Origin of the sequence: Campylobacter sp. IFREMER_LSEM_CL1890, from assembly GCF_025772045.1 — a bacterium.
In the GTDB taxonomy this organism is placed as follows: domain Bacteria; phylum Campylobacterota; class Campylobacteria; order Campylobacterales; family Campylobacteraceae; genus Campylobacter_D; species Campylobacter_D lari_D.
Genome location: NZ_JAKMRK010000021.1, coordinates 1 through 11,319 on the forward strand (window position 1 = coordinate 1; position 11,319 = coordinate 11,319).

Consider the following 11,319-nt stretch of genomic DNA (forward strand, 5'->3'; position numbering starts at 1 on the left):
GATTTTATGGTTAATATGAGTGATATAAAAACTATATTTAGTAATATAGGCAGAAATGATATTGATGAAAATGTTGATGATTTGTTTGAAAAAAAAATAATGGATAGTATTGCTATAATGGATTTAGTTGGTGCAATAGAAGATTTTTATGGTATAGAGATTGATTTTGATTATTTGGAGTATGATAATTTTAAAAATTTATTTACCATACAAAATATGATTGAGAGTATTTTATCAAATGAATAATTCTAGTCGCAAAAATATTGTGTGCTTTGGTACTTGCGATATGCTATGGAATGGTGGATTTATTGCAGGTATGAAAGAATTTGGTGCCAATGTAACTACATTTGGGTTTTCCAATATATCAGCTGGTTCTCATATATATAATTTAAAAAGAACAAAAAATGCGAATATTTTAAAAAATGCAGATCTAATTGTGTTGGGAATTTCAGAAGAACAAGGTGTAGACGAAGTCTATAAAAATAATATTCGGAATTTTCAATGGTTGTATAGAGAATTATATGAACTCCAAAAAAAAGTTGTTGTAGTTATATGGCATTATTATCAAATGTATTCAAATAGGTATGCAAATTTTCATCAAAGCCAATGTGCTTTTTATGGTTTTAATCTTATAGATGTTCATCAATATTGCAAGGATAATGGAATATTAGATTTTTTTTTAAAAATTCCAGATTTTCATCATCCCTTGTTTGAAATATCAAAAAGAAGTGCTATTGAAATTTGTAGAAATATTGATAAATATTATTATCCAAAAAAAAATAATTTAGGAGTTAAAAATAGACCTAATTTCACGGTTGTTGAACTTGGTGATTTAGATAATTTGAAATTAATTAAAGCTAGAAATCATATCGGAACCGAATTTGTTTTAAGCTTAAAATCAGATTCTAAGTTTTTTTTCCCACAAAAATATCATGGAAAAATTTTACTTGGAGTTCACACTTGGAATAGAGTTTGCCAGGTAGATCATTCTTGTTATGTTTTGGAAAATAAAAAATATTGCTTTGGAAAAATGTCTTGGGGATGGGAGACATTTTCTGAAATTTATCTTGAAGATTTTGTTATTGATGATATAACTAAATTACATGTGAATTATCGTAAAGAAATTACAAAACAGAGGGCTTGGCCTTTACAAGTAGGAAGTCATGGTATTGGATTGATAGGATTTTTGTTGGTTGATAAGGTTGTGATTGATGAATGTGAAAATTATTTTGATGATGATGTACATAATTTTAGTAATGTTATGTTTTTTTTAAAAGAATATTCCAATCTCATTAAACAATATGAGGCAAAAATTAAATTTAATGATATAAAAGATTTAGAAGTAAAAAATAAAGATTTAGAAGTAAAAAATAAAGATTTAGAAGTAAAAAATAAAGATTTAGAAGTAAAAAATAATCTTATTTTTTATAAATCAAATTTTATTTCCAAATATGGTACAGCTAAATCTCGTATCCAAAACCAACTTTCTTATAAATTAGGCCAAGCTATGATAGTTAATTCTAAATCTATACTAGGTTATATAAGAATGCCTTTTGTATTATCTTATATAAAAGATAAACACAAACAAGAACAAAAAATCTACCAAGAAAAAATAAAAAAAGATCCTTCTTTAAAACTACCTCCTTTAGAATCTTATCCTGATTATAAAGAAGCCTTAAAACTTAAAAATCATCTTTCTTATAAATTAGGACAAGCTCTTATACAAGCTAATAAAACTTGGTATAAGGGTGGGTATGTTAAGATGTTGTTAGTGATAAAAAAAATAAAAAGTAAAAGAGAGTAAAATAATGAAAATAGTCGCTATAATGCCAATAAAATTACATAATAAAAGATGCCCAAATAAAAATATTAGACTATTAGGTCAAAAACCTTTATTGCGGTATAATTTAGAAGTATTAAAGAGAATTAATAGTATAGATGCGATTTATGTTTATTGCAGTGATAAAAAAATTAACAATTTTATTGATGATGATATTGTTTTTTTGGAAAGATCAAAAAAGTTAGATGAAGATAATACAAATTTTACAGAAATTTTTCAAGAATTTATAAACACAATTGAAGCTGATATTTATATATATTCTCATGCAACCGCTCCATTCTTAAAAGAGAGTAGTATTTTAAAGTGCCTTGAAAATGTTATCAAAAACGGGCATGATTCTTCTTTTACTGTTACTAAAATTCAAGATTATCTATGGACAAGTGATTTCAAGCCTTTAAATTTTAATCCTATGCTTATTTCACGAAGCCAAGATTTGGAGGTTATTTATAGGGAAACATCCGGTGTGTATGTTTTTAAAAAAGAAGTATTTATGAAATACAAGAAAAGAGTAGGGGTAAATCCAAAAGCTGTTGAAGTGTCTTTTGTTGAATCTATAGATATAAATACAGAAGAGGATTTTGAATTAGCAAGTATTATTGTAAAAAATTTAAAAGGAGATAATTATGGCGGAAATTAAATTACTTGATTGTACTTTAAGAGATGGAGGCTATATTAATAGTTGGAATTTTAAAGATGAAGATATAAAATCGATATTAAACTTATTGTCATCAGCAAATATTGACTTTATAGAATGTGGGTATCTAAATAAAGATATAAATACAAATAATAAAAGTATATTTAATACTATAGAAAAAATCAAAGATTTTTTACCGATTGATAGAAAAAATAGCAAATTTTTGGCTATGATTGATGTGACACAATTTTCAGCTAATGATATTACAGATTTTTCAGGAAAGTCTATAGATGGTATCAGAGTTGTTTTTTATAAACATCAGATTCAAGAAGCATTGGAGATTGCTAAAAAAAGTGTTGATAGTGGATATTTAACATTTTTACAACCCATGGTAACTATAGATTATACTTTATATGAATATGAAGAGTTAATCAGAAAAATCGTAGAAATAAATCCTGCAGGAATTTCTATAGTGGATAGTTTTGGTTATATGACAAAAGATGATAATAAAAGATACTTTCAAATAATAGATTCTATTGCTAATAAAGAATGCATTATAGGTTTCCATTCTCATAATAATACTGGGATGTCTTTTGCTTGCGCTCAAGATTTATTTGAATATAAAACAGATAGAATTTTAATGGTTGATTCTTCGTTGGAAGGAATTGGAAGATGTGCTGGAAATCTATACACTGAAGCAATTGCTCAGTATTTTAATAGTGTTAAAGGTATGAAATATGATATGGTAAAAATACTAGAGTGTATTGACTTGTATATTGAACCTATAAAGAAAACGCAAAAATGGGGTTATAATCCATACTATTTTGTTACAGCATTATACCATTGTCATCCAAATTTTGCCACTTATTTGCTAGAAATAAATCCGGATGTAAATATTACCGATTTTATTCAGTTTGTAAAAACTATTCCTGTAGAAATGAAAACTAAATGTAAAAAACCTTATGTAGAAGAACTATATAATAAAAATAAAAGGAGAATATGAAATGAATTTTATACCCATAGATCAATTAAGAAGTATTGAGGATTCCAAATTACTATATAAGCAAAGAATAGATGATGCGGTTCAATTTTACAAGAAATATGGCGACAAATTTGTTTTTAGAAAATGTCCTATTTGTAATTCAGATAGTTCTACTAGTATAGAACCTTTTATAGATTTATATAGTGTTGCTAAATGCAATGTATGTAATTCAATATATGTTGATCTTGTTCCAACTAACGAGCAATTGGCGGATTATTATAATCATTGTTATAGTAATATCATTTATGCTAACCTTAATAAAACAAACAAGACACAATTTAAGTATAAGGAAAGGGTTGATTTTTTATATTCTCAAATTATAGATTATGTAAATTATCACAATCTTTCTGATATTAATATATTAGAAATAGGATGTAATAATGGTTATTTTTTATCTCTGTTAAAAAATAAATTAAATAAATTAAAAATAAAAAAGAATTTATATGGTATAGATTTAGATAGTAATGCAATTAAAGAAGGTATGGAGAGAGAGGGGGGGGGTGATTGTGATTTAAAATTATTTTCCATGGATGCATCTGAATTAGGTGGCTTGGGTGTTAAGTTTGATTTTATAGTTCATTATGAATTAATAGAACACTTGGTTAACCCTGTGCAGTTTATGAGGATAATAAATGAAAATTTGCAAACAAATGGAGTAACAATTTTTACGACGCCAAATATTCTTGGGTTAGAAGCAAAAGCAATTGGTTATAACGAAGAAAGATTGCAAGTTCATTCTGTTTTTCCTCCTATGCATTTAAATTCATTTAGCACACAGAATATCTTGTATTTTTCTATTGTTAATGGCTTTAAATTGAAAAGTTTGGATACTCCTGGAAATTTAGATGTTGCAGCATTGGTTTATAAAAATGATAACTTAAATATTCGTGAATTAAGATTTATTTCTAAAATGAGTGATAAATATAAAGGTAAGATACAATATTTGATTAAATTTTTAAATGCTAGTTCTTATATGAGAGTTGTCTTAGAGAAAAATGAAAACTAAATGTAAAAACCCTATGTAGAAGAGTTATATAAAATTTATTTAATTATAAAGGATTAAAAAATGAAATGTTATTTATGTGGGAGTGAAAAAAATTTTCAAAGAAAGGGTAAGGTTAGGGATAATCAAAATATTAAAATTTTGGAATGTTGTGATTGCGGTTTGGTGTTTTTGGATTCTCAAGATATTGATGATAGTTTTTATGCTAATGGAAATATGCATGATTTATCTGTTTATCAGCTTACACAAAGAACAGATTTTATTAACGATACATATCTTCCCAATAAATCAAGATTAGAGTTTATTTTAAATTCTATAGTCGGGAAAGATATTTTAGATTTTGGAAGTGGATATGCTGGTTTTTTAATACAAGCAAAACCTTTTGTTAGAAGTGCTTCTGGAGTGGAAATCGAGCAACAAGTTGAAGAAATTTATAAAAATAATAATATTAATTTATATAGAAATTTAGATGAAGTTGATTTAAAATTGATAGGGGAGGGATATGATGTTATAACAGCATTCCATGTAGTAGAGCATTTGCAAGATCCTATTAGTATTTTAAAAAAATTATCTTCCAAGTTAAAAGACAATGGAAAGATGATAGTAGAAGTTCCTAATGCGAATGATGCTTTGCTAACTATTTATAAAAATAAAGCCTTTAGTGAATTTACTTATTGGAGTCCGCATATATTTTTGTACAGTCCACATACTTTAAAAAAATTAGGCGAAAAAGCAGGATTAAGAGTGGAATTTGTTAAATGTGTTCAAAGATATCCATTGTCAAATACTTTATATTGGTTAGCAAATGGACTTCCTGCAGGGCAAAAGCATTGGGGAAATTTTATAGATAATCCTATCTTGCAAAATGCTTATGAGCAAACTTTAGCATCATTAGGCGCAACAGATACTTTGATAGCTCAATTTAGTAAAATTTGATATAATCTTCTCTTTTATTTTGAAAGAGAAGATTATGTTCAATATATCTTATCTAGAATATTTAGAATCACAGTCCATTCATATCATTCGTGAGGTGATAGCTGAGTTTGAAAAACCAGCTATGCTTTATAGTATAGGTAAAGACAGCTCGGTTATGCTTCGTCTTTTACAAAAAGCATTTTACCCAAGTTTACCTCCACTTCCTTTGGTGCATGTAGATACCACATGGAAATTTAAAGAGATGATAGAATTTAGAGACAAATGCGCCAAAGAGCTTGGTATGGAGCTTATAGTTTATCAAAATCCTAAAATCAAAGAATTAAACCTTTCTCCATTTACACATGGTTCATCCATGCACACAGATATTGCCAAAACACAGGGTTTAAAACAAATGCTTGATTTATATCAGTTTGATGCAGTATTTGGTGGTGCAAGAAGAGATGAAGAGAAATCGCGTGCAAAGGAAAGAATTTATTCTTTCCGTGATGAAAATCACTCATGGGATCCAAAAAATCAACGCCCAGAATTATGGGATATTTACAATGGTCGTCATAAAAAAGGCGAATCCATAAGAGTTTTCCCGCTGAGTAATTGGACTGAGCTTGATATATGGCAGTATATTTATAAAGAAAATATTCCTTTGCCAAGTCTTTATTTTGCTAAAAAACGACCGGTGGTAGAGTGCATGGGGGCTAAAATTTTAGTTGATGATGAGCGTATGCCAAAAGAACTTGCTAAAAACGCTAAAGAAGAATTAGTCCGTTTTAGAACTCTAGGTTGCTACCCGCTAACAGGAGCCATAAACTCAAGTGCTAGCAATGTTTTAGAAATCATCGAAGAGCTTTTGCTTTCTAAAACAAGTGAAAGACAAGGTAGGCTTATAGACACTGATGAAGAAGCAAGTATGGAAAAAAAGAAAAAAGAGGGGTATTTTTAATGAAAACAAATGTAGAAAAATACCTAAAAGAACATGAAAATAAAGAGCTTTGTAGATTTATCACTTGTGGTAGTGTAGATGATGGCAAATCTACCCTTATAGGTAGAATGCTTTATGATGCAAAAATACTTTTTGAAGATCAAATTTTATCTTTAGAAAAAGATAGTAAAAAGCTTGGTAATGCAGGAGAAAAGCTTGATTTTGCACTTTTAGTAGATGGTCTTGCAAGTGAGAGAGAGCAGGGCATAACCATAGATGTAGCATATAGATTTTTCACAAGTGAAAAAAGAAAATTCATCATAGCAGATACTCCAGGCCATGAACAATACACTAGAAACATGGCAACAGGTGCTAGTACAGCTGATATTGCTATCATACTTATAGATGCTAGAAAAGGGGTTTTAACTCAAACTAAAAGACATTCTTACATAGCGAGTTTGCTTGGCACAAAACAATTTATTATTGCTGTGAATAAAATGGATTTGATTGATTATAATCAAGAAATTTTTAATACAATCTGTAAAAATTATCAAGAAATTCTACCATGCTTAAAAAATCATGAATATATTAAAACTCATTTTGTTCCTATATGTGCATTAGATGGAGACAACATAGCTTCTAAAAGTATTAATATGTCTTGGTATAGTGGAAAAACCTTATCTGAGCTTTTAGATACTTTGCCTATTGCTACTAGTTTAAGTGATGAGTTTATCATGAGTGTGCAATATGTCAATCGCCCTCATTTAAATTTTAGAGGTTTTTGTGGAAATATTGCTAGTGGTAGTATAAATATCAAAGATGAAGTTGTGATTTTACCTTCTTTAAAAACAAGTAAAGTAAAACAAATTATCACACCTAGTATTAAAAACTTGAATGTACCCGATAAAAATGAAAAAATTCAAAGTGCTAAAAATGCTAGCTTTCCAAGTGCTATAACTTTAACTTTAGAAGATGAGATAGACATTTCAAGAGGCGATGTAATAGCTTCTAAAAATCATAGCATAGAAATTTCAAATTCTTTTAAAGCTATGGTGATATGGATGAGTGAGGTTAAGTTTAATTTAAATGAAAACTATCTTATCAAAATAGCAAATTTAACTACTAATGTAGTATTTGAAAAAATTGATTTTAAAAAAGACATTAATACTTTCAAAGAATTTCAAAGCGATGAATTAAAACTCAATGATATTGCTAAATGCACCTTAAAGCTTAATAAAAAAACAGCCCTTAAAGCTTACAAGGACAATAAAATTTTAGGAAGTTTTATCATCATAGATAAATACTCTAATGAAACCTTAGCAGCGGGTATGGTAGAAGAAATTTTAGCAAGCGAAGAAAAGAGTAGAATTTATACTCAAGCAGAAATAGAACTTAATGCTTACATTAGAAAAAACTATCCTGAATGGGAATGTAAAAAAATATGAAAATTATTGTTGCATTAAGTATTTTAATTTTGCTTATTTTGTTAATTAGTAATAAAATTAAACCTTTTATTTTATTTGGTAGTGTAGCTGTGCTTTATTATCTTTTGGGGTATTTAAATTTAAATACTTGGCTTAGCTCTTATACGAGTGAATCTTTGATAGTGCTTGTTTTGCTTTTGTTAGTTTCACTAGCTATAGAAAAAAGCGTTGTGATAAGTTGGTGTTCTAAATTTATCATAGGTAAAAATTATCATCTATCACTTTTAAAGCTTGGAGTTGTTACAGCTAGTATTTCAGCTTTTTTAAATAATACTGCAGTAGTGGCAAGTTTTATGAGTATTATAAAAAATAACAAATTTCAAGCTCCTTCTAAACTACTCATCCCTCTTTCATATTTTTCCATAGTTGGTGGAACTATGACTTTGATAGGCACTTCAACTAATTTGATAGTCAATTCTTTTGTAGTGCAAAATGGTTTGGAAAGTTTAAAGATTTTTGATTTTTTTGCGGTGGGTTTTTGTATAAGTGTTGGAGTGCTTATAGTGCTTTTGATTTTTAGCTTTTTATTGCCTGAGTATAAAGAAAGAGAAAATGTCATTAATGAGTATTTAATCAATGCTAAGGTTTTAAAAAATAGTTCATTAGTGGGAAAAACTATACAAGAAAATGGCTTAAGAAATTTAGAGTTTTTGTTTTTACTTGAAATTCAAAGAAAAGATGAGCTTATCGCCCCTGTTAGTCACAATGAGCTTATTAAAGAAGAAGATGAGTTAATTTTTAGTGGAGATATTACACATTTAGAGGCTTTGAAAAAATTTGATGGCTTGCAAATTGGCTCACAAGATTTAAAACTAGAAACATTAAATTTAATAGATGTTGTTATAAATTCTGAGTCAAATTTGATAGGAAAAAGCGTTAAAGAAGCAAATTTTAGAGCTAAATTTGATGCAGGGATTGTAGCTTTAAAAAGAGGTTCAAAAAATATTTCAAAAATTGGTCAAAGTTTATTACAAGCTGGCGATAGGCTTATTTTAAGTGTAGGTAAGGATTTTCACTCAAGAGATAATATCAATAAAAACTTTTACATTATCTCAAATATCATGCAAAATCAAAAGTTAAGTAATATCCAAAGTTTTATAGTGATTTTTGCGTTTTTAGCCATCATTGCTTTATCTGCTTTGGAGTTAGTGTCTTTGCTTAAAGCGTTGCTAGTGTTTCTAGCTTGCTTGTTTATATTTAAAATCATAAGTTTTGATGAAGTAAAAAGACGCTTTCCTTTGGAAATTTTTATCATAGTAGGATCTTCTTTAGCCATTACTAAAGTTTTAGTTGATAGTGGTTTAGCTAAAGATTTGGCTGAGTTTATTATAGGAACTTTTGGGGTATATGGATTATATGGTAGTTTTGTGGGAATTTATCTTCTAACTTTGCTTTTAACTGAAATCATTACCAATAACGCTGCCGCAGCTTTGGCTTTTCCTATCGCTTATAGTACTGCTTTAGCGCTTGAAGTTAATCCAACTCCGTTTATATTAGCAGTTGCTTATGGGGCAAGTTGTGCTTTTTTAATGCCACATGGTTATCAAACTCACTTGATGGTAGGTTCAATTTGTGGATATAAAACTACTGATTTTATAAAAATAGGATGGATAGTTTCTTTGACTTATTCAGCTATTGTTTTAACTATAACTCCGGTATTTTTTAGTTTTTAAGGAAAAAAATGAGTAAAAATTTAACTTGGCATACAAGTAGCATTACAAAAACTCAAAGAGCTAAACTTAAAAATCAAAAACCATGTGTTTTATGGTTTAGTGGGCTTAGTGGTAGTGGTAAATCTACTTTGGCTAATGCAGTTGAAAAAAAACTTTTTGAACAAGGTTTTCATACTTATCTTTTAGATGGGGATAATGTACGTCATGGACTTAATAAAGATTTGGGTTTTGATGAGGTTTCAAGAGTAGAAAACATAAGACGCATAGGAGAAGTATGTAAGCTTTTTGTAGATGCTGGTATGATAGTACTTTGCGCTTTTATATCGCCTTTTGAAAAAGATAGAAAACTTATAAAAGATCTTTTAGATGATGATGAATATATAGAAATATTTGTTGATACACCTTTGGAAATTTGTGAAAAAAGAGATCCAAAAGGACTTTATAAAAAAGCAAGAAATGGAGAGATTAAAAATTTCACAGGTATAGATAGCCCTTATGAAAAACCTAAAAACCCACATATACACATAACAAAAGAAGATCTTAATGAGAATGTGGATATGATTTTGAGATTTTTAAATGGAAGAAAGTGTGATGTTTAAAGATTTTCATGATAAGTATAAGTGTATTTTTATTCATGTGCCAAAAGTTGCTGGCAGTAGTATAGAAAGGGTAATATATCAAACAGATAGATGGCTTGTTGGTCATGTAAAAGCGAGTGATTATGTAAGGCTTGACAGGGATAGATTTGAGAATTATTTTTCTTTTGGCTTTGTAAGGAATCCTTATGATAGAGTGGTTTCTGCATATCATTATTTAAGAAATGGAGGAGGTAATTCTTGGGATGCAAATTGGGCTAAAATTCACTTAAATAAATATTTTTCTTTTGAAGATTTTATTATGGATTTGCATAATGAAAAAGTAAAAGATGAAATATTAAATTGGATACATTTTGTGCCACAATATAAGTTTTTATGCAATGAACAAAAAAAGATATTAGTAAATTTTGTAGGTAAATTTGAAAATTTAAGCAAAGATTTTGCAAAAATTTTACAGATTTTAAATAGAAATGATAAGCTTGTTCATATAAATAAAAGTAAACATTTTAATTATAGTAATTATTATAATAAGGTAACTTATAAAGTTATTAGAGATATTTATAAAGATGATTTTGAAATTTTTGATTATGATTTAGAAGAACAAAAAATATTTTTTCATATTCCATATAGAAAATATTCTAATCTGTTAGAAAATAAGCTTATAAATAAAAACGAAATTATAGAATCTTTAAGAATTGACAAGTTGATAAATAATCAAAAATCAAATCATTTTATACAAAAACAAATATCTCAAATAAATAATAAAAATAAGATTATTATAAGCAAAGATAAAAAAATTTTTGATCAAAATTTGGAAATTTGCACAAAAAATAAAATAATATCTTTTATTTCCAAATATGGTACAGCTAAATCTCGTATCCAAAACCAACTTTCTTATAAATTAGGCCAAGCTATGATAGTTAATTCTAAATCTATACTAGGTTACTTAATAATACCTGTAGCATTATTAAGTATAATAATTTCGCACAAACAAGAACAAAAAATCTACCAAGAAAAAATAAAAAAAGATCCTTCTTTAAAACTACCTCCTTTAGAATCTTATCCTGATTGTAAAGAAGCCTTAAAACTTAAAAATCATCTTTCTTATAAATTAGGACAAGCTCTTATACAAGCTAATAAAACTTGGTATAAGGGTGGGTATGTTAAGATGTTGTTTGAAATTAGGAAGTTGAAA

11 protein-coding genes are annotated in these 11,319 nt (G+C 27.8%); all 11 read left to right on the plus strand.

The annotated features are described in order from the left end of the window. Positions 1-246, plus strand: a 246-nt coding sequence (locus tag L8W57_RS07665; protein WP_243705643.1) for a phosphopantetheine-binding protein, incomplete at its 5' end; no start/stop codon positions are given. Then, positions 239-1,804, plus strand: coding sequence for a hypothetical protein (locus tag L8W57_RS07670; protein WP_263662305.1), 1,566 nt, complete (start codon positions 239-241; stop codon positions 1,802-1,804). The genes L8W57_RS07665 and L8W57_RS07670, both read left to right, overlap by 8 nt. 4 nt (positions 1,805-1,808) lie before the next feature. After that, positions 1,809-2,477, plus strand: coding sequence for a cytidylyltransferase domain-containing protein (locus L8W57_RS07675; protein ID WP_263662306.1), 669 nt, complete (start codon positions 1,809-1,811; stop codon positions 2,475-2,477). Beyond that, positions 2,464-3,477, plus strand: a complete 1,014-nt coding sequence (locus L8W57_RS07680; protein WP_263662307.1) for an aldolase catalytic domain-containing protein — start codon at positions 2,464-2,466, stop codon at positions 3,475-3,477. Before L8W57_RS07675 ends, L8W57_RS07680 begins: the two co-directional genes overlap by 14 nt. A gap of 1 nt (position 3,478) precedes the next feature. After that, the gene (locus L8W57_RS07685; protein WP_263662308.1) at positions 3,479-4,522 is read left to right on the plus strand and encodes a class I SAM-dependent methyltransferase; all 1,044 of its coding nucleotides are present in this window, start codon (positions 3,479-3,481) and stop codon (positions 4,520-4,522) included. Positions 4,523-4,582: 60 nt separating this feature from the next. Further along, the gene (locus L8W57_RS07690) at positions 4,583-5,455 is read left to right on the plus strand and encodes a class I SAM-dependent methyltransferase (protein WP_263662309.1); all 873 of its coding nucleotides are present in this window, start codon (positions 4,583-4,585) and stop codon (positions 5,453-5,455) included. A 34-nt stretch (positions 5,456-5,489) separates the two neighbouring features. After that, positions 5,490-6,392, plus strand: a complete 903-nt coding sequence (gene cysD, locus L8W57_RS07695; RefSeq protein WP_133319452.1) for a sulfate adenylyltransferase subunit CysD — start codon at positions 5,490-5,492, stop codon at positions 6,390-6,392. Continuing rightward, complete coding sequence (gene cysN, locus L8W57_RS07700; protein WP_263662310.1) at positions 6,392-7,816, plus strand: sulfate adenylyltransferase subunit CysN; 1,425 nt, start codon at positions 6,392-6,394, stop codon at positions 7,814-7,816. The genes cysD and cysN overlap by 1 nt, the downstream gene beginning before the upstream one ends. Continuing rightward, on the plus strand, positions 7,813-9,528 hold the full coding sequence (locus L8W57_RS07705) for an SLC13 family permease (RefSeq protein WP_263662311.1): 1,716 nt from the start codon (positions 7,813-7,815) through the stop codon (positions 9,526-9,528). Before cysN ends, L8W57_RS07705 begins: the two co-directional genes overlap by 4 nt. A gap of 8 nt (positions 9,529-9,536) precedes the next feature. After that, a complete protein-coding gene (gene cysC, locus L8W57_RS07710; RefSeq protein ID WP_133319449.1) occupies positions 9,537-10,127 on the plus strand; it encodes an adenylyl-sulfate kinase in 591 nt (196 codons plus the stop codon). Further along, a partial coding sequence (locus tag L8W57_RS07715; RefSeq protein WP_263662312.1) for a sulfotransferase family protein occupies positions 10,120-11,319 on the plus strand: 1,200 nt, incomplete at its 3' end. The genes cysC and L8W57_RS07715, both read left to right, overlap by 8 nt.

Coding starts and splice junctions, on each gene's coding strand:
- L8W57_RS07670 (WP_263662305.1), top strand. CDS start 239: ATGAATAATTCTAGTCGCAAAAATATTGTGTGCTTTGGTACTTGCGAT.
- L8W57_RS07675 (WP_263662306.1), top strand. CDS start 1,809: ATGAAAATAGTCGCTATAATGCCAATAAAATTACATAATAAAAGATGC.
- L8W57_RS07680 (WP_263662307.1), top strand. CDS start 2,464: ATGGCGGAAATTAAATTACTTGATTGTACTTTAAGAGATGGAGGCTAT.
- L8W57_RS07685 (WP_263662308.1), top strand. CDS start 3,479: ATGAATTTTATACCCATAGATCAATTAAGAAGTATTGAGGATTCCAAA.
- L8W57_RS07690 (WP_263662309.1), top strand. CDS start 4,583: ATGAAATGTTATTTATGTGGGAGTGAAAAAAATTTTCAAAGAAAGGGT.
- cysD (WP_133319452.1), top strand. CDS start 5,490: ATGTTCAATATATCTTATCTAGAATATTTAGAATCACAGTCCATTCAT.
- cysN (WP_263662310.1), top strand. CDS start 6,392: ATGAAAACAAATGTAGAAAAATACCTAAAAGAACATGAAAATAAAGAG.
- L8W57_RS07705 (WP_263662311.1), top strand. CDS start 7,813: ATGAAAATTATTGTTGCATTAAGTATTTTAATTTTGCTTATTTTGTTA.
- cysC (WP_133319449.1), top strand. CDS start 9,537: ATGAGTAAAAATTTAACTTGGCATACAAGTAGCATTACAAAAACTCAA.